This window comes from Bacteroidota bacterium (assembly GCA_016706255.1).
GTDB lineage: Bacteria > Bacteroidota > Bacteroidia > Chitinophagales > BACL12 > UBA7236.
In genome coordinates, this window is record JADJJZ010000009.1 from 1 (window position 1) to 24,208 (window position 24,208).

Genomic DNA, 24,208 nt, shown 5'->3' on the forward strand with positions numbered 1-24,208 from the left:
AAATAAATGCAATCGAATTGTGTGCCCGGATGGGTTAAATAAAATAATTCTTTTTCTGATATGTCACCTGACAAAAATGATTCCATTAGCTTGCGGGGTTGTAGTATAAGCAATATCCAGGCTATAGGTCCGTTTTCATTCGCTTTTTCTGTAACGGAGGCTGGGGTGTAATTGTTTTAACCGATTTAGCGCTCTTCGTTTACATCTAACTGCTCAGGATCTGATTTGGTATCAAAATTTCATCTGCAAGAAGAACATAGCGTTCAAAATTTGTTAACGACATATCAATTGAATTTTAAAGAATGAAATGCATCTAACATAATATCATTAAAATTTTCGGCATTATCTGAGAGAAAAATAAATAAGCATCTGCAACATTATCTTTATGTATTAACTAATATCATGCAAAATTTATATCCCATGCCGAATTCTTTACCAGCAACCTCGACATATGTTGTTCCACCCCAGTCAGCATTAAATCCTTCTCCTTTAGCAGTTTTATCAAATACAACCATTTCCGGTAAATAACCATTGGAAATATTTAAAGTGGTTGCCTTTAACAAGGTAGCATATAAATTATTAGGGTTTAAATTGATGTCACCCGGCTGTTTGTTTTTCTTTTCTGTATATTCCCGAAGTAAAGTGTCAATGGCTCTTTATTGCATAACGCACTTCAAAGTTTTTGTGCGATGTTTAATTGCAAATTCATATTCCATCGCTGAATTCTGAATAACGGTATGGTATCAAAACCTTCGGAATGCAGAAATGTGGTGTGTGCTGCGTTGTAGCAAATTGTTACATAGCGTTGACTGTGCGTTTGTGCTTGTTGATACAAACAACAGTGCAATTGTAAAACTCAAGTAAGATTAGTATTCTATTCATTTAGCAAAAGTAATTCTGATTCATGAATTTTAATAATGTTTAAATTGGTTTCCAATAAATTTCTAGATGTTTATAATCGATTTTACTGTTAATTTAAGAAATTTCTAATTCAAGTATTACTCCTGCGTTATTTTCATTTAAAGTAAAACAAATTTTGGTATAATTTCCGGAACATCGGGTAAGTTACTCAGATTGTTGATATAATTATATTTAAAACATATTAATGGTGTAAACTGTAAAATAATTCCTTTATTATATAAATAAATACCATGCATCATACCACTGAAAATAATTGGACTGCCATTTTCCAATTGATTCCACATGGATTTATCATCTGACAACCACTTTCCCATAAACTGCGGATTAGTAATTAATTGCCAAACAACAGCACTTGTGATTTTATATATTGTGTAAAATTTATTTTGGCATATCTTGATTATTATCCTGACTATTTTGAAAATCCATAATTAATTTATATCTTCAACATGTTAACATACAAGGATAATTACCGTTGCATACAATATTACTAATTCTGCACCGTTAAAATTAGTTGTTCCATTTTAAACCCAGGCATTATGAAAAACACGAATTCGTTATTTACAATTTCAATATTTACTATTTACTGACAATCAGCACATTACATGCCCAATCTGTTGATTTTTCTACCACCTTAGGGAAAGATTATTACGACATGGGCCACGATGCCATTGTTGATGCCAACGGTAATGTGATGGTTACAGGAGCCTTGAGTGTGGAAGCCGGTGTGCCTGCTGATGCATATTTTTCACGACTGAATAAATATGGTGAAATTGAGTGGGAGCAATCGTTTGGGACAGTGTTCGAAGATGGCGGGAATGAAATTATTGAGGGTGCGAATAATACTTATTCATTGGCGGTCACGTGGATATACGGGGACAGATGAATGTGATGCCTCAGGTTTTATGATCAATAATGTTGGACAATTCTCTGTGGACCAGAACTTACGGTTTTGAAAGATGCCGCTTATGCCTGTGCTGCTGCTCCAGACGGCGGTTTGTTGCTGTGGGTAGATGTGAAATCGGAGATAATCCGAATGGGTTTATTTTAAAATATGCGTTGACGGAACATTGAAATGGTCGAAAATTATGGATGGGGATGGTGAAAATTATATCAGCACAGTAAAAACAGTGGAAGATGGTTTGTGATGGGTGGTGCAATAACTGTTAACGGTGATATGAATTTTTGTTAATGAAAACAGATTTTTTCGGAAACATCATCTGGCAAAAAATTATGCGCATGCCGAAAAAGATAATGTATATAGTATTTAATTAAGTGATGACGGATTATTAATGGTTGGAAAAGTCAGAACACTTTTGATGGGCAGTGCAATGTTAATGATACGAACTGATATGGATGGAAATTCAATTTGGGGAAGTTAATTATGGTGGCCAGTATAAAGATTATGCTGCAGGAGTTGACCAAACACCTGATGGCAATTGGGTTGTATGTGGAACATTATACAATGTTTTAAATAATTCTCAGGATGCGGCAGTTTTAATGTTGAGTGATGATGGTGTAATTAATGCTTTACATTTTATGGAGCGGAAGGAGATGATGCTGTTAGAAGTACATCGTGATGCCGCAGGTGGATATATTGTTTGCGGCTCCATTAATCAGACAGATGATAATGCAGATATTTTATTAATGCATGTGGATGAATCCGGTGCAACGTTAAATATACCTGCTGCAAATGATAATGGTTCGTCAATTCGATTATATCCTAATCCTGTAACAGAAACAATTCATATAATGGTTTCAGCAACTGCAATTGATGCGCAATTAGTTGTTTATGATATCAGCGGGAAAAAAGTAATTCATATTGATAATATTTATTCTCAAATGATTGATATTTCTGCAACTGAACTTACTTCAGGGTTGTATTTTTATTCATTTATAAATAAAAATGACGCAACTGCTCCATTAAACGGAACATTTGAAGTGCTGAAATAATTTTAAAAAATCAGCCTAATACTTTCTCGAAACAAACACTTGTTTTTACATGTATATATTGTCCGTAATTGGGAATAACGTGATAGTTATTTTTATGATATAAGCGAATTGCTTCCGGTTGTTTTTCTCCGGTTTCCAAAATACATTTATGATACTGTAGTGCTGCAGCCCATTCTTCCAATGCTGTTAAAACCCTCGATGCATAACCCTTTCCACGGTATTCCGGTAAAACATACATGCGTTTAATTTCCATAATTTCAGGTGCATATTCTTTAATTGCACCGCAAGCAACGGCTAATCCATCAACATATAAAACAATTACATGCTGAATGGCATCAATTTTATTAAACTGCGCAAAAAAAGCATGATCATCACCATCACGTTGTGCAAGATCTGCATCTAATAAACGAACCAGTCGAATAAAATCTTCATCCGATGAATTTGTTTTATTTATTTTTATTGTTTGTAAGATATTCATGCTGTTGCTGAGCTAATCGTTTTTTTAATCAGCACCATTTGCCCTAAATGATAATGCAGGTGTTCAACCATTCCCATTAAATTTCTGAAATAGTTGCCGTATTTTTCTTCACTAAATATTTCTAATAATTGATTATCATTTAATTGTTCAATTAAAAGCGCGCAGGTCTCAGCATTTTGCCATGCCTTTTCCAAAACACCCTGCCAGTCTGCCTCCGATTCAATTTTCGGTAAAATAAAACTATAAGCATCTTTGGCATCCAACGGCCCGCCTTGCAACACTTTCGTTACCACATCAATATAATAAGTGGTATGCACGGTTAAGGTGGCATTAGAATTAAAACCCTGCACTTTGTTTAATGCCTCTACAAGGTTACATCCTGCAATGTGCCTTTCATATTTACATCGGTCCAATTTCCACCGAAGTGTACATCCCGCAAACTTTTTGCGATTTGTTTTGCGATTGTCATAACAAATTAGTTTTGGTAAAAATATAAATTATTATTTCGCCAACTACACTTTTTCGATTTTTAGCAACTGTTTTTCTCGTGCTCGCCTTAGTGCAAGTGTTATGAAATTTTCGTTTATTTTATAAACTGAGATATCATAACGATTGTCTAATTGGGTAATTAATTCGACGGATTGTGTTGCGGGAGTATAATAAATTAACTTGGAAGCATAAGGCTCAAAAATTAACTCATTAAAAATAATGCCATCCTTAAATTCCACTGCAATATCACTAAATAATTTATTCTCGAAATACGAATTAAAAGGTTCGGTGTCTAATATATAAGTATTTTTAAGACCATTATCAAATAAATCCGCTATATCATTAGTATCTAGCTGGTAATGTGTTTCCAATAATGTATTCATTTCCGGATCATCAGGAATTACGAAATGTAGATTAACTTGGTGCTTAGTTACTTGAAAGTCGAGCTTTAATTCTTTGGGTTTGAAAAATTTATTACCGGTTAATAAATGGAATAGCCCGATGAAAATTGCTACCAAAAATAGGGGTATAACTGAAAGCAATATAAAACATCCGAACAAAGGACTCATAGCCCTAAAGTCTTCATATTTTTCTTTAGTAGTTCGGAATACCTTTTCGTAACTGAGTTGAAAGGATGTCAAAAAGTAAATAATTATTTAGCGAAAATACTAATTTAAATATTATTTCACGCTCAATTATATTTTTACCCATTAATGCATCTCTTTTTTTACCAACGGTGCTACTTTTGTTCCGATTAATTCAATTGCTTGTAATAATTGTTGATGCGTTAATCCGGCATCCATTTGGAATGTAAACGCGGGAAATTCCACCAAGTGCTTTACTGTGACGAATAATTTTTCTGCTGCAGCTTCGGGATTATCTACTACAAGTGCCGGTTAGGCCGTTTTGTGCATCGAATCTTCCTCGTGTAACAGGAGGATAACCACGCTCTTTACCAATTTGCGTAAACATTTCCGCATAACCGACGTAATAGGCATTTATGGCTTCTTAAGTGGTATTGCCAACAAATCCGAGCGAATGTAAACCTACTTTTAAAACATCAGTATGTCCTGCTTCGGCACCCGCTGCTTTATATAAATCGATAAGTGGTTTAAAGCGATGTGTTTCGCCACCAATAATGGCAACCATAAGTGGTAAACCTAATTCGCCTGCACGGACAAATGATTCCGGGTACGCCAACGCCTAACCAAATGGGTAATTTTTTTTTTGAAGTGGACGCGGATATATTGCCTGATTATTTAATGCAGGACGATATTTTCCTTTCCACGTAATTATTTCATTGTCGCGAATTTTAATAATAAATCGAGTTTTTTCAATAAACAACTCATCATATTCATTTAAATTATATCCGAATAAGGAAATGCTTCAATAAATGAACCTCTGCCCGCAACAATTTCTGCTCTGCCATTTGAAATTAAATCTAATGTTGCAAAATTTTGGAAAATACGAACAGGGTCAGCAGCACTTACTACTGTTACCGCACTGGTTAAAATAATGTTTTTAGTTGTTGATGGCTGCAGCTAACAACATATGCGAAGCCGAATCCATAAATTCTTTTCGGTGATGTTCACCAAGACCAAAAACATCTAAACCCACCTGATCGGCAACGGTAATACGCTCTAATAATTCGTTAATAGCCTGAGCTTGACTAATGGCAGCATTTCTGGGTGCTGCAGCAAAACTGTCGATTCCTATTTCCATAATTTGTTCATTCATAACCCGTTATGAAAAATATTAGTTCCCCAATAAATAACGGTAAATCTGATTATTGTTGATTAGCATTTAATTTTGAAATGGTATTTCCTATATAATTTATCGCCTTTCCATAGGTTTCGATTCCATGGCCTACTTCGGGAAAATTTCAATTTCCTTTAATGTGCTGAGTAATTTTTTGCGTTACTAATCGATTTTTATAAGGGAAATAATAAATCGCGGTCGCCGAGCAATAAATAAGTAGGGACTGTATTTCCTTTTCAGCTGATTACCCATAAAATAGGGCTTTTGTGTTTTGTCCTGATATTGTTTTATGGCAAACACTTCATAATCAACTAACATTTTTCAGCAAAAGGTGAGAGTTGGTGATTAGGTTTTGAAAAAACGGCTTTTTCTAAAAATAATTGCACATTTTTTTCAGTTGGTTTTACTAAAGATAAAATATTGTAATATAAATTTTTGAAACTTAACGAAAATGGCTGTAAACAACCCGGATTCAATAAAAATGCGGCTTTTATTTTTTCCGGATTTACAATTGCGAGCTTCATACAAATTAAACCACCAAATGACGCGCCTGCGATATAAACTTTTTCAATGTTTAATCCTGCTAGCACTTCATTTGCCCACATTCCATATTCCAGCGATTTAATATCCGGCGAATTCCCGTCACTTAAGTTTGGTAATCCATTTGTTTCAACCAGATAAATTTTTAATTTTTGATTAAGTTGATTCAACCCATTGTCGAAGTCCCAAATTAATGCCGTTGTTCTTGCACCCGGAAAAATTACTAATGTTTCTAAATCAGGTTCATCATGATTTAAGGCATAAACCTGTGTTTTGCCAAAGGAGGTATTAACAGAAATAGGCGCATATTTTTTATTCTACAATGTTTCCAGTTGAGTAACCCAGTTTTCAAAATAAGTTAAATCTGCAGCATTTTTAAAACAGGAAGAATTTAAGATACGAATTTGTTGTGCCATGAATTATATTTTTCGTTTATAATGTAATTGCACTAAACCTTTTTCAAAATGTTTTACTTCGATGAGCGCTAAATTTAATTCCGTTCTTCCATCTTTAAACAAACGTATACCATCTCCTAATAAAACCGGAATAACGGAAATAATGAGTTCATCAATTAAATCAGCTCGTAATAACAGGTTTACAATTTCTGCACCACCATCACAAAAAATGTTTTTTCCGGATTGTGTTTTGAGTTGCTTTACCAATACAGTAATATCTCCACTATAAAACTGTATGTTACCTTGATTTGCAAGTGGATTGCGGGTTATTACATAAGTATTTAAATGTGCATGCGGAAATTCGGGCACCTGTTTCATTACCCAATCGTAGGGTTTTGCGACCTATAAGTACAGTATCAATAGTTTGCATGAATGCCGCATAACCATAATCTTCACCGGGCTGCTCAACCAATCCTAAAAAACTGAGATCGTCGTTGGGTTTGGCGATATATCCATCCACGCTACATGCAATATATAGCACCAGTTGTTTACTCATTTTAGTAAAAGCAAATTTCTTTTCCATCACAAAATCAACAAATAAGCATTGGCTAAAACCTGCACAAGCATATCGGCCTGAAACTTTGCGGAATGATAATAATTGTTAAACACCACTTCCAAATCCGCGGTAATTAGCTACCACTTTAGGTGAATACCAATCTACAGGGTCATAATATCTCCTGTATAAGTGAGGCAATTTGACTAATATTCGGTGTCTTGAGTGGTATACATGGTGCGTTTACTGTTAAGACGAAATACAATATTAGCATATTTGATGGAATTGAGGCAGGGGGAATTGGCTGTTTTATGAGTAATGAGTTGTTCGCTGAGGCGAACATGAGTAATAAGTGGTGACTGCAAACTATAGTATGAAAACTTCTAAAGTGAAATTTTCTAAAGATGAAAAAATGTATTTAATTCGAACTTTTTCACCCCTCATCATGCTCATCACTCATATTAAACCGTTGATTTTTCCCGGTTGTTATTAAATTGAACAAACTATTTTCAATATAATCTTTCCAGGCATTTGAACAATCTTTATAACAGGCGATTGCCGGAATTAAGCCCTGATGTGTAAATTGAATGCTGGTTTTGTCATTTAATTCCGTTAATTCAAAATGATTTTCGTGTTGGTCCATTCCTGTTTATTTTCAACAAAATTGATCTGACTGCTTATTACTTCCCAAACTATTTTTTATTTGGAATGAATTCGGTTATTTTTTGTGTAGATATATGCATCGCCAAAATATACGGTAAATTCATCCAAAAGCCTATGGGAAGCGCCTTTCAGGTTGTGTGTCCACCATTTTGTGACATCATTAATTTGTTGAAATGCGTATACCGCATTGGTAGGAACAATTATGGTTATCGTATAGTCTTGAGTTTGCATTTTGATTTATTTATGTTGCGAATATTAATTATTGTTCAAAACTTTGATTCATCTTCAGTTTGCGGATTTCCTTTGCCGTTTGGATTACGGTGCCTGTTTCTATTAAATGTTTTAAACTGGTTAATATATACTGTGACCACGCACCTGAACAAATTTCAAAACATTCTAATTGATCAAGTTGCTTCAAATGTGTAAAAATGACTTCAGTATTATTTTCGTTTGCAATAATTTCGAAACGAATAGTTGTTCCTGTCCATTCTGTTTTGTCTTTTGTAAATTTGAAATAATTGTTTTTGATGTACCATTCCACCATTTTATTGGGAATGGATGTTATTATTTTTATTTCGCAACGATGAACATCTTCGAAGTTATAGTTGAATTGTCATTGTTTGAACAGTTGAGCCGGTAATTTCTTCTGACCACCACCCTCGCACATTGTTGATTGCCTGAAACACCGCTTCGGGTTTGGCAGATACAATTAATTTTATTTGAAGATCTTGATTTTGCATACAATTGATATTTAATTCAAAATTACTGTCTGAAAATACCGCTCAAGGGGTGTAAAACAGACAACCTAACGGTTGATTTGGACAAATTTTCCCAGTAACTTTGTCTATTTTTTTGCAATTCATCCTGTTCAACTTGACACTTTAGGCCCTGTTGATTTGATTATTATTCCTTCGCTCACCTATGATTATGCTCATGTATTAAAAAACAATACCGCTTTAATCGAATGGATTGCAGCGCAATACAAAACGGGAGCTGAGATTGCCAGTATCTGCACTGGTGCTTTTCTTTTGGCAGCAACGGGGTTAATAGATGGGAAAAGCTGCTCCACACATTGGAATGCGGCAACTGATTTTAAACGTTTGTTTCCTGAAATTGATTTACAGATTGATAAATTAATTGCTGTGGAAGATGGTATTTATTCAAATGGTGGGGCTTATTCGTTTTTAAATTTAATGTTGTTTTTAGTTGAAAAATATTTCGACAGAGATACCGCCATTTTCTGCTCAAAAGTATTTCAGATTGATATTGACAGACATACGCAATCGCCATTTTTCATTTTCAAAGCACAAAAAAACCATGGAGATGATGTAGTGCTGAATGCTCAAAAATTTATAGAAGAAAATTTATCTGAAAAAATATCATTTGAAGATTTATCAATTCAACTAAATACCAGTAGAAGGAATTTTGACAGGCGATTTATTAAAGCGACAGGAAACACACCTGTTGAATATTTACAACGCGTAAAAATAGAAGCGGCAAAACGATTGCTGGAACTCGGTAGAAAAAATATCAATGAGGTTATGTATGAAGTGGGATATGCTGATGATAAAGCCTTTCGTGAAATTTTCAAACGACTTACCGGCTTGTCGCCAATAGACTATAAGCAAAAATTTAACAGAGAAGTTGTTTTTGGGATATAGTGATACAAGTGTGAAAAATTGATTCGTGCTAATATTTAATTCACTTAAATAGCTAACCATTATTTGTGGGAATTCTACAATTGAAATATTTAATTATATAAAGGATTTGAGTTAATTCTGACCAATTTTGTTTATTATATTCATATTTTTAAAATATAAATAAATGGACACAAAAGAATTGGAAGGTTTGCCTAATAAAGATGGCCATCTTGAAAAAGGGTCAGCACATATAATAGTTGAATTAATTGAATATGAACATAATGCCGTGGTAAGTAAAACATTAATGAAAAAAATTACCGGTTCAATAAACGCATTGTCGTTTGATACGGTGAAGGTTTGAATGAAAAAATTTCTCCGTTTGATACCTATGCTCAGGTTATAGATGGTGAGGCGGTAATAGAAATTGACGGGAAAAGTTTCTACCTTACATACCGGTGAAGGAATAATTATTCCTGCACATAAGCCTAGTCATATTGAACCAAATGGCAGGTTTAAGTTGTTGTTAACCGTAATAAAAAGCGGTTACGAATAACTATATTATTCTTTCCAAAACGCCTCTTCTTTTAACAATATTTTTGTAGTCCCATTGAATAGTCTTGGATTTCCGCAACCATCTTTTTAAATCTTTTTCAATTATTTCATCTACTGAAGTAAAGCGCATTTCTGTAGCTTTAAATTTACCTTCATCTTGTAATAAAGGTTCGTCAAACGATTGTCCGCTCCAAAATAATAAGCGCACAAATTTTAGCTTACTGTAACCACTATCGGATTGCCATCCAGAAACCAAACAGGATGCGCATGCCAGATTTTATTTTCTGCTTTCGGTAAATTTTGATTAATTATTTCGCACAACCTGTTACAGATTTGACTATCCGTTGTTGAGAGGCTGTTGTTATAGGATTGAATATCTGGATGCATTAGCAAATGAATTAATTATTTTGAAATCGAAAAACCTGACTCGATGAAATGTTTCCGCGTTTACATTCAATTATATAAATACCATTATTAAATTTATCGGTTGTTATACGTAGCAGATTTTGCACTAATTCAGTTTGATATAAAACTTGTCCTAATAAATTATAGATTGTAATTTCTGTTAGTGTATTTTCAGCATTGAGTTCAATGTTTAAATAATTGTTAGCTGGATTAGGAGCAATTGAAATAAATTATTGGAGTAATTTTGAACACCAATAAATGATTCTGCTGCATAACCCATTCCCAATAATAATTTAAACTGTTTTCGGGTATTGGATCTAGATTTCGCGGTATACCACATTTTATAATTACCATTATCATTAATGACACTTGGAAATGATGCTAGTATCGCGTCCCAGTCGCCAGGTTGCCTTTTTTAACACCGGATTAAGGGGTGATTTACCCAGTTAATGCCATCGGTAGATGTTGCATACCCAACCTGTTGATTATAAGTTACATCATTATCGCCACCACCATACCACATTTGATAAATGCCATCTGCATAAATAACATGTGGGTCCTGTATAAATACTATCCCAACTATCAACACCGGTAATTAATACAGGATTATCGCTATATTTTGTCCAATTAATTCCATCTGATGAAAAATGCATACCCAATATTTGCTTTACCGTCAGCATTGCTTCCATCCGGCGTTACATCATAACCGCAATACCACATTTTATAGTGACCATCAACTTTTACAACAGTTTGGCCCTTCCAAAAACCATTATCCCAACCTGCTGCACTTCCAACCGGAATAATCGGTTCGTGTATTTTACCCAGTTTATGCCATCAGATGAATAAGCATAACCAATTTCATATCGATAGGTATTAAAATATTGTCCTGCATACCACATTTTATATTTTTCTTCAGCAGGAGCAGTGCTATCAATTAATATGGAAGCAGTTTCAACTCCCAGTGAATCCCACATGCCGGAATAAGAAACATCTAAAACAGGATTTTCATCATATTTATCCCAAATAATTCCATCTGTTGAAGTTGCGTAACAAATTCTCGAGCGCAACAAGGTATCTGCTGGGAAATTTAAACCTCCGCAGGTATACCACATTTTATACATAGCACCTTCTTTAATAACAAATGGGTCACTAATTGCTATAAGATCATTTGGTAAATGTGCTATTACAGTATCCCGTTTTAATACAGGGTTAGATGGATCTTTTGTCCAACTTGTCTGGGAAAAAAGTGTTTGTGTAAGAGCAATAAATATAACGAAACAGGCAATCCGGATTGCAATATTATTTTTCATTCTGGCTATTTGTAATGTAAATTTAAATCATTTAGATAAAATTTAAACTCCACTAGAAATCGAACTACTGTTCCTACAACCAAATGATTTTTATGCGTACATGTAGGGTTCGTTATTATATGCTAAGGCGCGTACGTTTTCCAGCACCCGTTTCATATAAATGCGCCAAAAGGTTTTAGTAAATAACCATGTGAAAGGATAAAAGAGAGGTTGATTGGCGTGCATCGTATAAGTATATTCTATTAATATTTTGTTTGGCTCCAGTTCGGTGGTTTTCCAGGTGCCAACAAATTTGGTAAAGCCAAGCATCCACGCTTTAAAATCGCTTACTTCTATAACCCAATATTTATTTTCTACACGTTCTAGTACTTTATCTGTTGATGATTCGCCACCCGCGAAGGTTGGCGATTTAGCTACAAAAACCTTTTTTGTGCCACCGGGTTTGCCCCAGTTTGCATCTTCTGTGCAATGCGTCACTTTTGGCATTAATCCGTAACCCGTGTGTACCTTCGAAACATCACATAACATGGGGCTTTTAAAGGCGCGTTCCAGGGAACAATTAAAAATGGTGGTTATTGTAACACTGTTTTTCATAATATGAAATTTTGGGCGCTGCAAAGATACGTGTAGCGGAACTAAAGAAGTTGTAAAAGCTAATCATAATTCAACATCTCTAAAAATAGATTTATTTTCTAAATAGGCTAAAGAATTTTGGCAATCTGTTGATGGTAACTCGTGTATATGCTACATCGGTACTTCCAAAACCCGAATTTCTATATTTGACACCTGCAATTGATGAGCCCATAAAATCTAAATACAGGGGTTTGCCGGAATGTTTTTTAATCATATCATCAATCAAATAAAAAATTAAACCACATTTGCGTCCAGCCATTGTATTAAAACTTTGGAAAAAAATATAATTGTCATAAAAGAAAAATGCAACAGCGCCAATAGGTTTATGCTGGCGATTAAATCCCGCTATAATTTTAAGTTTATTAAGTTCATTAAAATGAAGTAACAAATTATGTAAAATTGTTTTATCTGCTGCAGTTATCCAATTTCCATTGTGCTGAATACTTACTATTTTATTGTGATAGAAATCTGCCGGAGTTAATTCCCCAATGTTATACACTAAACCTTTTTTTTCAAATTTATGTATGTTAAGGATATGATTGTATTTATAGAATTGTTTGATTTCTTCATACGGTTTATTTAAATTTAATTTCTGGCTGACAAGATTTTTGCAATTAATTTCTAAATCAGGATTGATTATATAATTATAAGGGTTAAGTGCTAGATCAATAATTTTAAATTTGGAGGGTATTGCACCAATATATTCATCAACACAAAAGTTGTTTGTTGTAATTGTTGAAAAAGCGCCTAACTGTGGTGCAAACAGGGGCTGGCAAATATATTCCACACCATATTTATTTCTTTTAGTAAGTGGTAAAACTGTAGAATAATTTTTAGAAATAAGTGCATCCCAATTTGGCGAAACTAAATCCAGATAGTTACTGTATGCATAGGGTGTAGCATTAAATGCATTTGCGATACAGATGTCCCACTTTAATTTATCTATTTTTTCATGGGGGAAATATTCCATAAATGAATTAAAATTTGTAATACGTTTCCTCTTCGTGAATAGAATATAATTGATAGCTTCTTTTGTAACGATTTATTTACAAATTTATTTTCTCGTATTACCTGATTTTCCGGACCTTAATATATAAACTAAGTGAATTACTAATGCTGAAACTGTTCCCAAGCCCCAAAAAGTAAAATATACACTTAAAACCGGTAAGCCACATTTTATATAGCTGTTTGATTTATAATGAATGAAAAGCGGTGGATAAATAAACAAATAAGCTGAAATCACGGTAAGAAATACAAGTGATGTAAAGATAGATCGTTTTTTATTACCTACGCAAAAATATAATATTACCTGAAAACTATTGTTAGTAATAGGGCCTGAAGGGGTTGCATTTAATGATAATTAGTGTGAAAATATTCCAACTTAAGATGCGGGAATTTGATTTTTCCATACTAAATTCTGTTAGACTAATAACATACCGCGAAACCCACGAGCCCCATAATAAGACTCTGCGCCATTGTGATAAATAAATACTTTACCAAAACGGTAATCGCCAAATATTGCGCCACCTAATTCTCTTATTTCAGATGGCGTTTTTAACCAGCTTGATGTTGTATTGTCAAAGTGGCCCACCTCTTGTAAAGCCCTGTATTGTTCTTCATCCAAAACACTTATTCCCATTTCATCAGCCATGTCAATAACATTATGTTTAGGCTTATGTTCTTTGCGTGATTCAAGTGCATCGTAATCGTAACAAATGCTGCGGCGGCCTTTAGGACTTTCTTCTGAGCAATCAACAAAAATAAATGCGTTCGATTTTTTCTCTATACCAATACAATCGGGTTCGCCTCCGGTTATTTCCATCTGGTTCAACGACCATAATTTTTCAGGGTGTGCGGCGAGTTTTTTTTCAATAGCAGCCCATTCTACACCTTTGTGTCGTTGTTTATTTTTTTCAAACCGATGTTTTAATGTAGCTAATAATGAGGTGCTTTCTTCCGGTGTTAATTTATTTTTCATCGAATTATTTTATGTGTTGTGTAATTAATCGTTTAATCCAATTCCGTTTAGTATATTCGGTATACTTTTTTCAATTCTTGCTTCGCGCGTTTTAGTCTGCTTAGGTGAGCCAAAATGTAATAAATAAGCTCGTTGCCTGCCGGGAGTTAAAGCATAAAAGGCAGTTTTTAGTTTTTTATTTTTATTGAGCCTGGTTTCAAACTCTTCAGGCATTTTATACTCCGCCACCTTTTTAAGCTCAACTTTAAGACCCGCTTTTTCAACTTCTATGGCTTCAAAAATGTATGCTTTTATTGTTTTTTCTAATTTTTTTATTTCGGAAATACTTGTAAACCTTATTTGACGGGCACTCTGAACATTTTCTGTTTGTTGAATTAAAATTCCCTTTGGATCTTTTAATAATGCTCCTTTAAAAACAAATAAGCACAATATTCCTTAAATACATGAATCAGCACAATATTATGGTTGTTATGCGTGTAGCAGGGTGTTCCCCATTTTAAAGCTTCTTCTACCTGACAATCCAGTGCAATTTTCCGCATCAGTTTTATTGCATCCTGCCATTTATGGTCTTTATTAAAATAGAAATCTACTTTTGGATTCATTGTTATTTAATTTATTCAACTAAGTTACCGGTTTTGATAATAGCGCTAAAGTGTTTTTAAAAGTTTTTTACTTACTTAATTTACGATTAGCCGGACGGAAGAAATAGGACAAGCCCAATAGCACTGAAAACAATAAAGCCGGGAAAATTTCTTTAAACGGATCATGAAATGCGATGTGTGAATAGAGGGCGCCAATAAGCAGAAATGTAAATCCTGCGTAAGCCAACTCTTTAACCAATGGATATTTGGGAAGAAGTAATGCGATTACACCAATCAGTTTAAGGGGTGCCTAACAGGTAAAGCAGATATTCTGGATAACCCAAATGTGTTACTCTCAATACCTCAGCATCTACTTTTAATAATTGTGATACTGCATTAAATGTCATTCCAAAGGAAAACCAGATGGTAAAAATCCAGTATATAATTTTATTTCGCTTTTCCATGTAATTAAATTTTGATTGAATTTCCTGAATACGATTGTGGGCCATATATTTATTCCTTGAGCAAAGGTAATTTTAAAATCTGATCGCGTATGGCAACTGATTTATAAATTACATGCATGGTAAGGTTTCAGGATCCGTATAAGCGATGAACAGTAGGTCAACAGGTAAATCGAACGACCTTGTGATGGTTAATTCCTGTTTGCCATCTTCAGCATGAATTTTAGTTTTTTGTTCCATGATATCTTATTTTTTACGTGGATGTTTTTTCATAATATCTTCTAATTTGTTAAAACGTTCATCCCACATTTGACGGAATGGTTCAATAAAATCGGCAATGGCTTTCATTTTTATAATATTGGTTTGATAAAAAATTTCTCTGCCATTTTGCTCCTGAGTTAACAGTTCACATTCAGTAAGAATATGTAGGTGACGGCTTACCGTCGGCCTTGCGGTATCGAAATTGGCGGCTATTGCCCCGGCGCTCATAGCCTGGGATGCAACCAGTAGTAGTATTGCCCGCCTTGTGGGGTCTGATATCGCTTGGAATACGTCTCTTCGTAGGTTCATTGTGTAGCTATTAGGCTACAAATGTATGTGTAGTTATGTGACTACGCAAATTTTTTAACATTTTTTTAACGAGGACTCGTTTTATTGAGGAAATTGTGAAAGCCAAACAAATAAAACTGCTTGATACAGGTGTTATCAAAGTTGTTATATGAAAAAAACAGCATTTCATTTGAAACCTCAAACAAAATGCTGTTCAACAAAATAACACTGATTAAATAATCAGTATTGGTATTTAATTAAATATTGCTACAATTTTTTCCATTGTTTGTTCTAATCCTAATTGAGCAAAATTACTGATTGATCCAAATTCAGCATGTTCAGTAATCCGCATCTCAGTTTTATTTGAATCAATGATTTTAAAACTAACAATTGTATTAACTGCGAGTGGGAAATCTTCCGGTAAACCAACACTTGCAGGTGGAATTGCTTCACCGTTTTCATTACTAATGCGCTGAATAAATTCGATAGAAATATGCTGAATAATTTCAACATATTCCCAAATTGAAAATGTTCCTGACCACCAAATTCCTGTGGAGCGCGCATGCTCACTAATTATTTTCCACCAACGCGGAAATCGATTTTAGCAACCGGTGCTGTAAAATGTTTTGGTCCCCACCAACGTTTAACCAGTTCAGGATCGGTCCACACTTTCCAAACCATTTCAACCGGTGCATTAAATATGCGTGATACTTCAATTTGTTTTGCCATAATGGAATTTTTATACCTGATTAAGCATTTTGTAATGTTTCGATATCAAACTTTCTCATTTTCATAAATGCTTGCATTACACGTGGCGCTCTGGCAGGGTCAGACATTAGTTCACCTAAATTGGCGGGAATCACTTGCCATGATAATCCGAATTTATCTCTACACCAACCACATTGACTTTCAGCGCCACCATCTGCAATGAGTTTATACCAGTAGTGGTCAATTTCAGCCTGATTCTTACAAGGAATAACAATTGATATGGCTTCATTAAATTTAAAATTATCGCCACCATTTAATCCCATGTAATAATGGCCATTCAATTCAAAATTTACAACCATTCCGGTGTCATTCACAATTTTTGAATTAGGAAAAATAGAACAATAAAATTCTGCTGCAGCCCGGGCATTGCCATCGAACCATAAACAAGGATACAATTGATTTGTCATTTCTTTAATTTTTCTTTTGTTGAATTTATTTTTAATAACTTTTTATCTGATTGCATTTCATCCAATAATGTTTCAATTGCATCGAATCTGGTTTCCATAATTTCTTATAAGGTTCAACCCAAATGGCAATTTCTTTCATTTTTGGGGATTAAAATGGTAATAAATTTCTCTGCCTGGTAGGGTCGGCAATGGCTTGAAATACGTCTCTTCTGGTTTCCATTTATGCAGCTATTTGACTGCAAATATAATGCAGTTATTTGACTGCGCAAATTTTTGAGCAATTATTTTTTTACTGAGTTAAATAGGAGTGGAGTATTACATGGTTGGATTTAAAAAACATTTCCAGCCGGTCAAGATTTTGTTTTTGGCCTTCATCTGCTTTAAATGTTTTTACTACGATGGTAAAATTTTCAATTGTATCGAATAATGAATGCCAGTCTATTAATGTAGCATTGCCCAAGTCGGTAAATTTTATTGTAGCAATAAAATGTGGATTAAAATGTTCCATTACAATTTTTTCGAATGGAATGATTTCACGAAAACACTTCTGTTCGCATAATTTTGACCATCCGGACCATGCATGGTTAACTTCCATTCACCATCAACTTTGAAATCCATAATATGAATGGTGTTTGTAAAACCGTTTGGACCCCACCACACTGCAATTTGTTCAGGGATCGTCCAGGCTTCCCACATTGTTTTAGTGGTAATTAAATGTTCTGCTTAGGTGGAGTGAACGTTCTGCGATATTTTCCATCGACATTAAATTATTTAATAAAAAAACTGTTCTGACACGATTTCACCATTTTTAACTTCATACAACATGATTTGGTTAATTTGAATTCTGCCAAAATCTTCGAGTGTAATATCAACTGCTCTCGCAACTGCAAAATGATTTCCGCTCACAATTGGTGTGGATGTAGATGTGTGATGCACATCACGGATTTTTTTTCCAAAATTTTCACCTTTTTCCCGAACGGCTTTTTTCCCTTCTGCGTAACCAAAATAAGGTGAATGTTCAGGGTCAATACTTTTTACATTTTCAGAAAATAATTCATCCTGAATTTCGAACCATTTTTCCTGTTTTGCCAGCTCATCAAAGCGTGCAGCCACATTTTGAGTAGAATCGGTAGTGTTCTTTATTTCTGTAGTCATAGTATCAAGTTTAAGCACAAAAGTATTGGCTAAATTGGTAAGTAGAGGTGTGTAAAATGGACACTGTTGCGGGGTGATTTGGACAAAATTACCAGGCTTATTTTTTACTGAGGGATGTTTTGATAATACCTTGCAGCACGTTTAAATCAACATCTTCCAGCTTATTTATATACAGGCATCCCACACCTGTTTTGTGTTTACCGAGTTTTTTTAATGCTGCGCTATGTTCCTGAATACCAACACTTACATAAAGCGATAGATTTGCTTTACGCGGTGCAAAGCCAATGAGTAACCAGTCAACTTCCCGCCCGGTATTGGGACTTTTATATCTTTTATTGCCAAAACCAACAATTGAGTTGCTCCACAAAACGGGTTCTTCACCGGAGGCTGCTTTCATCATATCGATTAATACAAAACAATCTTTTCTTTTTTGTTCGTCGCTTATTTTATTGATAAAGGCAACCACATTATTATTAGTTGGTTTGGTTTTAATTTCAACCAGTTTTGATTTTTTTTCTGCCATACTATTTTACTTCATCTAATAAAAATTCATTAATCATATTAACAGTCGCGGCAATTAAAACACTATCGTATGCTGTAGTAATTTCACCAATATAATCGCCATGACCACCGGGAATAATTGCCAACCTGGAATTAGATAATAGTTTATGCATTTCTGCAGCATGTTCAGGAGTTGTTACATCTTTATCGCCAATAATAATAAATGCAGGTGATTTAATCGACAACATTTCTTCAACCGAAATATCAGGAAACGATTGCATTCTGGCAACATCACGACTATACATTTGATATAACGCAGCTGAATCCGGATTTACTTTTAAAAACGCATCTTTTAACTGCTGAGGCATGGTTTCAAACGAAGGATTTCCCATCATATCCCAAAACCAGGATGGTGCTCCTGTTTTATTATAAAATGTTGATGCAACAATAATTTTATGTGTTAATTCCGGATGTCGGATTGCAAATTGCAAAGTAGTGCTGGCACCATTGCTGAATCCGAATATATCCGCTTTTTCAATGTGGAGTTGTTTAAGCAAATCCGCAACATCGTCGGCATCCTGCGTAAAGGTTAGCGGACGATCGATATCAGCAGTGCGGCCATGTGCCTGCAATTCAACTGCAATTACTTTATGTGTTTTAGCAAATTGATGAATTACATTGCCAAATGTACTTTCTAAAGTTGAACCACCACCATGAATAAGGACTAATGGAAAACCGGAACCGTGTATTTCATAATACATTTTCAATCCATTGACATTGGCATAACCGGTTTCAGTATTTGTTGATGTATTAGGATTGATTTCAGTCTGCATGTTTTTATTATTTGCATTTTTGCAACTTATGATAAATAACAGTAAAAAAGATATATAGATGCCTTTTTTGAACATGATTCAAAATTAGCGTTAACTGTTTTAAAAACAAATTTTGAAGATAAAATGAACAATATATATAACTATTAAAAAATATTAATCCAGTCCGTTCATTATTTTATGTAATTCGGTTGCTTTGTTGAGATAATCTTCCAGCGGTTCCATTCCTAATTCAGCTCTTCTTTTATTTACGCCATTTTTAAATTTGAGTGGTTTGGGAATGGCAATATGCTGCTCATTATAAGTGAGTTGTGTGCCATATAATTGTTTTTTACCGGTATTTACTTTAATACGGTCATATAAAAATGCATAATCTGCTCCATTAATTAGCCCCTTTTCTACCTGTTCTTTAATTATTGGTAACATATCAGATTGGAAATTCACATCACTATCGGCATGTTGAATAAGCGGAAAAAAATTGGTAGCACTTTCTTTTCCAACCTTTTCAATAGAAGGGTAACCATACGTTGCAATTATATTTTTAACAATTGGAATATGCCGTTTAAAGGTTTCATTTTTAATATTTTCATAAATCATTATACTATCCATGGTAGCGCCTCTTTGATAAGCAGCAATAAAATCCAATTGAACTTGCTGATCTACCTGATACAGGCTATCAATTTGGGCTTTTAATGATGGCAGTTGAATATTTTCCTGGGCCAAAAGTATGTTTGAACAAATTAGCAGGAAAGGGAGGAGGAGGCTTTTGAACATTATGAATAATTACAATTTATATTATATGAAAAGATTATGAACTCACGCTGGCTCCCACAATTCAATTTTATTACCCTCTTCATCCATAATATGAATAAATTTACCGTAATCATAGGTTTCAAGTTCATCTACAATGTTGACGCCATTATTTCGAAGTTTTTCTATCAGTCCTTCTATATTTTGAACACGGTAATTAATCATAAAATCTTTAGTTGAAGGTGCAAAATAGGCATCACCCTTTTAAACAGGCACCATTGAATAGAATTTATCCGTTCGGGTCGTGTAAATCGCGGGATTCGAAACTTGCGGAACCCCAATCATTAATTTCTAAACCTAAGTTTTTAACATACCACTCCCTGATTTCCTTTAAATTTTCGGCAAAAAAGAGGATGGCTCCAATACCAAGCACTTTAGCTGTTTTGTCGTTTTGTGGTTCAGTGTTTTCTGGTTGCCTTATATCTTCGTCCATAATTTTCTGATTTAGTTTTTTAATATGATGCCTTCAGTTGTAATAACGCTTAAAAGTAAATAATTTTTTCCAGTTTGCTTTGGGCGAACTATTTAAACTCACTCGGTCAAACCATTCCTATGGAATAGGAAATATTTCTTCAGAAGCAATAACTTTCCCATTATTACAGATTTCAATTATATATCTAGTGGGTATATCGCCAGGATATACATCTATCGCGAATTCATCAACATGATATTCGGCCGGACTAATATTTAAATCGGATAATATTTGTTGGAGGTTTATTTTTTTAAACTCCTCTAAAGTATATGGAAATTGATAATGTTTACCATCACTTGAAATTACTACAAAAATTATTGATATCTGCAAACTATCCCGATGACTATTTTTAAAAGTCATTTCGACATTTAATTTGTTTACATCTTCAAATCTAATAATTTCATTATACAGATATTTATTATCAAGCGTTAACCAGGTGGATAAAATTTCTGTTTTTGGTTGTTCGGGGAATTGACCAATATACTTACCTTTTTCCCAAACTTCTGTATAAGTTGTATCGCCATTTGGATTATAATAAACCCAAATACCATCATGAACACAACAACGACCGGTTTCAACTAAGTAGTTCCAGTTTCCGGTATGGTTTTCCATATATTGACCGGTCATTTTCAATTTTCCATTAGGGTAAAAATTTTTAACATAACCAACCTCATAACCCCGACATAACACCTGTTCCCGAATTAATATTTCGTTTTTATCGTAAAATGTCACTATACAAGGGCAACAAGTGTCCAATGTTTGCCAGGATGAGGTTAGCTTATCAAATTCATATTTCGAAACAACTGCTTCATCGATTTTATATAAAATTTCGCTATTGATGGGTTGAATATCAAAATTTCCGGAATAAACTTTAATTCGCTTTAGATTTAAATAAGCTGAATCAGTACTATTTGAGCAAAACTGCTCACTTTACATATCAATAAAAACAAGACAAGGGCATAAAATGTTTCATGAGAGCGCTCAATTATTTAATAAGCCAATTTTAATTCAAATTATAAAAGAAAAGTTTATTATTTCACTTAAAAAGAGTTGTGTCACCATCCCTCCAATCTACTGCGTAACTTTCTACTACGATCCATGTAGTTGTTGTTTTTATGTATTTATAGGTCGTATAATGTTCACCTATGGCATTGGTGAGCACTAAATTAGTGAATGTTAAATTCTTATTGTTGAAATACTCAGGGAACCAGATAACATTTTCGGTCAGGTATTTATTAAATTGAAAATGTTTTGCTTGGTTTGTATGTAATATGCATAATGCGGTCCATTATCCACACCGGAATTCATCGGAGATGCAAAATCTTCCAAGCCATCAAAATTGAAATCTGCAACAACAATTTCACCACAATAATTATCTACATCATCATAATTTGCATTTACACCTGTAATATATGAGCGTTGTATTTTTAAATTGGTGGCATTATCATTAAAATACCAAGGGAATATTTTCAAATCTGGAATTATTGTTTGCATCAGGAGCGAATCTTTTGTAAAAATATTTATCTTTCTTAAAACCGTATCAAAATATTTATGATTATTGGTTTTGTAATAATCAATAAGCTCGTAATTATATATATTAGATAAATCTGTAAAGTAAAATCGAACTATCGAATCGTTTATTAGATTACCCTTTTTAATTAAGTTATTGTTTTTATTTGCAGTTTCCGATATACTTCCCTCGTTTTTATTTAAAGAATCTTGTTTCGCATTTTTTTGACAACTAGATAACGACATGCCAATTAATTGAAATAAAAACAAGTAATAATTTAACTTAAATATAACTGAATTTGAATTTATTTTCATATTTGTGGCTAGTATTATCGCTCAGTGTTGAGTATTAATTAACGAAAATATATTTGAATGTATTTTATACGACATAGGTTTCCAAACCAATATAGTTTTGTCATTCCATGACAACAACCCCCTTCAAATCCGCGAGGTTATTTTTAAGAAATGCATAGGTAATTTTATCGACTTTGCAGTTTATAAATTTAACTCGTTTAAACTTTCTGTTATTTTTAAAGAATGTATTTATGAATGTGGCATTTTCAAATTTGGCTGTATAAAAACCGCAATTTTCAAATGTACATTCATTAAAGGTGCCGGTAAATGTAATATCCTGTAATTGCATTTCAATAAAGGAAGTTAAATTCCATTGAATGTTTTCCAGTGTATTTTTCATAAAATTGCCTGTTTTAAAAACGGTTCCTATAAAATCGGCACCGGAAAAATCACATTGTAAGATATTGGATTTGGTAATTACCGTTTCATTTAATGAACAATTATTAAATTTATTTTTTTGCAGGTTTGAGCCTTGGATTTGACTTTTACTGATATCGGAATCAGAAAAATCGCAGCCATCTACATTATTTTTATTTAATGTTAACCCGGATAGGTTTGAACCGATGAATAAACAACGGTGCATATTTGCAGACGAAAAATTTTGACTCAAGTTTTTTAATCCGGAAAAATCACTATCAGCCAAATTTAGCTTCGACATATCTCGGTTTGTGTTAACAGGGGATTTCGCAGTGCCGGAAATTTCTGTGTTAACAGAATCATGGGTTGGGTTACTGACTGATAATGACTGGAAACTTTCAGAGAAGTAATTTAGATCTACCCCTAAAATTTCTGCCAAACGGTTTAATGTTGTTATATCAGGCATCGATTCACCTCGCTCCCATTTACCTACTGCTTGCGGACTGATTGAAATTTTTGAGCCAGATCGGCTTGTGAAAGAAAAATGGATTTTCTCGCTGCGGCAATTTTATCGCCAATCGTGTTTGAATTTAGCATCTTGTTTAAGTTTTTTGATGCAGCAAAGTTATTTTGGCGTGTTCGTTGTAAACAACATTTGACCGCTACTAATAGTTGTATTACCGCAACTAATGGTTGTTTTGTGGCAACTTTTGGATGTAATTCCGGCTAAAACAAAGAATAGCCACTTTTTTGCTAATAAATGCTGCCATTTCTCCTAAAAACGAAAGCTCAACATTTTGAAAAATGGGTTATACATCGCGTAAAATTTTTTCCATTTTCCTGCCTTTCGCCAATTCATCCACCAGTTTGTCAAGGTAACGGACCTGCTGTGTTAACGGATTCTCAATTTCTTCAATTCTGTATCCGCATATCATACCTGTTATCAGGTTGGCATTTGGATGGAGCTTAGCCTTTTTGAAGAAGGTTTCAAACGTAACCTTTTCATTTATAAGTGCTTGTATCTTTTTTTCGTCAAACCCTGTTAGCCAGGTAATAACCTGGTTCAGTTCATCTTTGGTTCTTCCTTTTTTTTCAATTTTTGTAAGATACAATGGGTAAACGGAAGAAAAAGTCATTTCTGCCATTCTTTTATTATGTATGTCGGTTGTGTTCATATTATTCGGTTTAC

At 33.9% G+C, this 24,208-nt stretch carries 23 protein-coding genes and 14 pseudogenes; 4 read left to right on the forward strand and 33 right to left on the reverse strand.

Going from position 1 to position 24,208, the window contains the following annotated elements; all coding sequences use genetic code 11:
• Nucleotides 1-383: 383 nt before the first annotated feature.
• Complete coding sequence (locus IPI65_14020) at nucleotides 384-563, reverse strand: hypothetical protein (GenBank protein MBK7442613.1); 180 nt, start codon at nucleotides 561-563, stop codon at nucleotides 384-386.
• A 456-nt stretch (nucleotides 564-1,019) separates the two neighbouring features.
• Complete coding sequence (locus tag IPI65_14025; protein ID MBK7442614.1) at nucleotides 1,020-1,235, reverse strand: hypothetical protein; 216 nt, start codon at nucleotides 1,233-1,235, stop codon at nucleotides 1,020-1,022.
• 197 nt (nucleotides 1,236-1,432) lie between these two features.
• On the opposite strand from IPI65_14025, the gene IPI65_14030 reads away from it, so the two are divergent.
• Both IPI65_14030 and IPI65_14035 read left to right on the forward strand, forming a co-directional pair.
• Entirely contained in the window at nucleotides 1,433-1,804 is a 372-nt protein-coding gene (locus IPI65_14030; protein ID MBK7442615.1) for a hypothetical protein, read from the forward strand.
• 470 nt (nucleotides 1,805-2,274) lie between these two features.
• Complete coding sequence (locus IPI65_14035; protein ID MBK7442616.1) at nucleotides 2,275-2,871, forward strand: T9SS type A sorting domain-containing protein; 597 nt, start codon at nucleotides 2,275-2,277, stop codon at nucleotides 2,869-2,871.
• A 10-nt stretch (nucleotides 2,872-2,881) separates the two neighbouring features.
• Here the strand turns inward: IPI65_14035 and IPI65_14040 are convergent, their stop codons facing one another.
• The 8 genes and pseudogenes from IPI65_14040 to IPI65_14075 all read right to left on the reverse strand — a co-directional run bounded on the left by IPI65_14040 (nucleotide 2,882) and on the right by IPI65_14075 (nucleotide 8,487).
• On the reverse strand, nucleotides 2,882-3,349 hold the full coding sequence (locus tag IPI65_14040; GenBank protein ID MBK7442617.1) for a GNAT family N-acetyltransferase: 468 nt from the start codon (nucleotides 3,347-3,349) through the stop codon (nucleotides 2,882-2,884).
• A pseudogene (locus IPI65_14045) lies at nucleotides 3,346-3,818 on the reverse strand (DUF1572 domain-containing protein). Before IPI65_14045 ends, IPI65_14040 begins: the two are co-directional and overlap by 4 nt.
• Before the next feature lie 43 nt (nucleotides 3,819-3,861).
• A complete protein-coding gene (locus tag IPI65_14050) occupies nucleotides 3,862-4,356 on the reverse strand; it encodes a hypothetical protein (protein MBK7442618.1) in 495 nt (164 codons plus the stop codon).
• 192 nt (nucleotides 4,357-4,548) lie between these two features.
• Nucleotides 4,549-5,560: pseudogene (locus tag IPI65_14055) on the reverse strand (LLM class flavin-dependent oxidoreductase).
• Between the two features lie 64 nt (nucleotides 5,561-5,624).
• Nucleotides 5,625-6,540 (reverse strand): annotated as a pseudogene (locus IPI65_14060) (alpha/beta hydrolase).
• A gap of 15 nt (nucleotides 6,541-6,555) precedes the next feature.
• A pseudogene (locus tag IPI65_14065) lies at nucleotides 6,556-7,087 on the reverse strand (dihydrofolate reductase).
• A gap of 430 nt (nucleotides 7,088-7,517) precedes the next feature.
• A pseudogene (locus IPI65_14070) lies at nucleotides 7,518-7,978 on the reverse strand (SRPBCC domain-containing protein).
• Between the two features lie 35 nt (nucleotides 7,979-8,013).
• Nucleotides 8,014-8,487 (reverse strand): annotated as a pseudogene (locus tag IPI65_14075) (SRPBCC domain-containing protein).
• A gap of 72 nt (nucleotides 8,488-8,559) precedes the next feature.
• On the opposite strand from IPI65_14075, the gene IPI65_14080 reads away from it, so the two are divergent.
• Together IPI65_14080 and IPI65_14085 are read left to right on the forward strand one after the other, a co-directional pair.
• Complete coding sequence (locus IPI65_14080) at nucleotides 8,560-9,408, forward strand: helix-turn-helix domain-containing protein (GenBank protein MBK7442619.1); 849 nt, start codon at nucleotides 8,560-8,562, stop codon at nucleotides 9,406-9,408.
• A gap of 163 nt (nucleotides 9,409-9,571) precedes the next feature.
• Nucleotides 9,572-9,940, forward strand: a pseudogene (locus tag IPI65_14085) (cupin domain-containing protein).
• Here the strand turns inward: IPI65_14085 and IPI65_14090 are convergent.
• The 23 genes and pseudogenes from IPI65_14090 to IPI65_14200 all read right to left on the reverse strand — a co-directional run bounded on the left by IPI65_14090 (nucleotide 9,941) and on the right by IPI65_14200 (nucleotide 24,194).
• Nucleotides 9,941-10,326: pseudogene (locus IPI65_14090) on the reverse strand (DUF1801 domain-containing protein).
• Nucleotides 10,327-10,337: 11 nt separating this feature from the next.
• The gene (locus tag IPI65_14095; GenBank protein MBK7442620.1) at nucleotides 10,338-10,571 is read right to left on the reverse strand and encodes a T9SS type A sorting domain-containing protein; all 234 of its coding nucleotides are present in this window, start codon (nucleotides 10,569-10,571) and stop codon (nucleotides 10,338-10,340) included.
• Between the two features lie 188 nt (nucleotides 10,572-10,759).
• Nucleotides 10,760-10,930 carry a hypothetical protein gene (locus IPI65_14100; GenBank protein MBK7442621.1) on the reverse strand — a complete coding sequence of 57 codons (171 nt, stop codon included), beginning with the start codon at nucleotides 10,928-10,930 and terminating at the stop codon, nucleotides 10,760-10,762.
• Nucleotides 10,931-11,084: 154 nt separating this feature from the next.
• Nucleotides 11,085-11,654 (reverse strand): hypothetical protein, encoded by a 570-nt coding sequence (locus IPI65_14105; GenBank protein MBK7442622.1) that lies wholly within the window; start codon nucleotides 11,652-11,654, stop codon nucleotides 11,085-11,087.
• A 90-nt stretch (nucleotides 11,655-11,744) separates the two neighbouring features.
• Complete coding sequence (locus tag IPI65_14110) at nucleotides 11,745-12,248, reverse strand: SRPBCC family protein (protein MBK7442623.1); 504 nt, start codon at nucleotides 12,246-12,248, stop codon at nucleotides 11,745-11,747.
• Nucleotides 12,249-12,339: 91 nt separating this feature from the next.
• Complete coding sequence (locus IPI65_14115; GenBank protein MBK7442624.1) at nucleotides 12,340-13,257, reverse strand: hypothetical protein; 918 nt, start codon at nucleotides 13,255-13,257, stop codon at nucleotides 12,340-12,342.
• A gap of 450 nt (nucleotides 13,258-13,707) precedes the next feature.
• Nucleotides 13,708-14,265 carry a DUF4256 domain-containing protein gene (locus tag IPI65_14120; protein MBK7442625.1) on the reverse strand — a complete coding sequence of 186 codons (558 nt, stop codon included), beginning with the start codon at nucleotides 14,263-14,265 and terminating at the stop codon, nucleotides 13,708-13,710.
• A gap of 24 nt (nucleotides 14,266-14,289) precedes the next feature.
• Nucleotides 14,290-14,867: pseudogene (locus IPI65_14125) on the reverse strand (YdeI/OmpD-associated family protein).
• 67 nt (nucleotides 14,868-14,934) lie between these two features.
• Nucleotides 14,935-15,310, reverse strand: a pseudogene (locus IPI65_14130) (DoxX family protein).
• A 126-nt stretch (nucleotides 15,311-15,436) separates the two neighbouring features.
• Nucleotides 15,437-15,547, reverse strand: a pseudogene (locus IPI65_14135) (ATPase).
• A gap of 6 nt (nucleotides 15,548-15,553) precedes the next feature.
• A complete protein-coding gene (locus IPI65_14140; protein ID MBK7442626.1) occupies nucleotides 15,554-15,877 on the reverse strand; it encodes a winged helix-turn-helix transcriptional regulator in 324 nt (107 codons plus the stop codon).
• A gap of 552 nt (nucleotides 15,878-16,429) precedes the next feature.
• The gene (locus IPI65_14145) at nucleotides 16,430-16,585 is read right to left on the reverse strand and encodes an SRPBCC domain-containing protein (GenBank protein MBK7442627.1); all 156 of its coding nucleotides are present in this window, start codon (nucleotides 16,583-16,585) and stop codon (nucleotides 16,430-16,432) included.
• Nucleotides 16,586-16,605: 20 nt separating this feature from the next.
• Nucleotides 16,606-17,031, reverse strand: coding sequence for a VOC family protein (locus IPI65_14150; protein MBK7442628.1), 426 nt, complete (start codon nucleotides 17,029-17,031; stop codon nucleotides 16,606-16,608).
• A 289-nt stretch (nucleotides 17,032-17,320) separates the two neighbouring features.
• Nucleotides 17,321-17,727, reverse strand: a pseudogene (locus IPI65_14155) (SRPBCC domain-containing protein).
• 75 nt (nucleotides 17,728-17,802) lie between these two features.
• Nucleotides 17,803-18,186 carry a nuclear transport factor 2 family protein gene (locus IPI65_14160; GenBank protein MBK7442629.1) on the reverse strand — a complete coding sequence of 128 codons (384 nt, stop codon included), beginning with the start codon at nucleotides 18,184-18,186 and terminating at the stop codon, nucleotides 17,803-17,805.
• Between the two features lie 97 nt (nucleotides 18,187-18,283).
• Nucleotides 18,284-18,709: a DUF1801 domain-containing protein gene (locus tag IPI65_14165; protein ID MBK7442630.1), complete on the reverse strand. Its 426-nt coding sequence runs from the start codon at nucleotides 18,707-18,709 to the stop codon at nucleotides 18,284-18,286.
• 1 nt (nucleotide 18,710) lies between these two features.
• Nucleotides 18,711-19,520, reverse strand: coding sequence for an alpha/beta hydrolase (locus IPI65_14170; protein ID MBK7442631.1), 810 nt, complete (start codon nucleotides 19,518-19,520; stop codon nucleotides 18,711-18,713).
• A gap of 153 nt (nucleotides 19,521-19,673) precedes the next feature.
• A complete protein-coding gene (locus tag IPI65_14175; protein MBK7442632.1) occupies nucleotides 19,674-20,240 on the reverse strand; it encodes a hypothetical protein in 567 nt (188 codons plus the stop codon).
• A gap of 93 nt (nucleotides 20,241-20,333) precedes the next feature.
• Nucleotides 20,334-20,760 (reverse strand): annotated as a pseudogene (locus IPI65_14180) (VOC family protein).
• Nucleotides 20,761-20,877: 117 nt separating this feature from the next.
• Entirely contained in the window at nucleotides 20,878-21,411 is a 534-nt protein-coding gene (locus tag IPI65_14185; protein MBK7442633.1) for a hypothetical protein, read from the reverse strand.
• A gap of 612 nt (nucleotides 21,412-22,023) precedes the next feature.
• Nucleotides 22,024-22,623 carry a hypothetical protein gene (locus tag IPI65_14190; protein ID MBK7442634.1) on the reverse strand — a complete coding sequence of 200 codons (600 nt, stop codon included), beginning with the start codon at nucleotides 22,621-22,623 and terminating at the stop codon, nucleotides 22,024-22,026.
• A gap of 100 nt (nucleotides 22,624-22,723) precedes the next feature.
• Nucleotides 22,724-23,616, reverse strand: a pseudogene (locus IPI65_14195) (pentapeptide repeat-containing protein).
• A 212-nt stretch (nucleotides 23,617-23,828) separates the two neighbouring features.
• Complete coding sequence (locus IPI65_14200) at nucleotides 23,829-24,194, reverse strand: DUF2200 domain-containing protein (GenBank protein MBK7442635.1); 366 nt, start codon at nucleotides 24,192-24,194, stop codon at nucleotides 23,829-23,831.
• Nucleotides 24,195-24,208 lie beyond the last annotated feature (14 nt).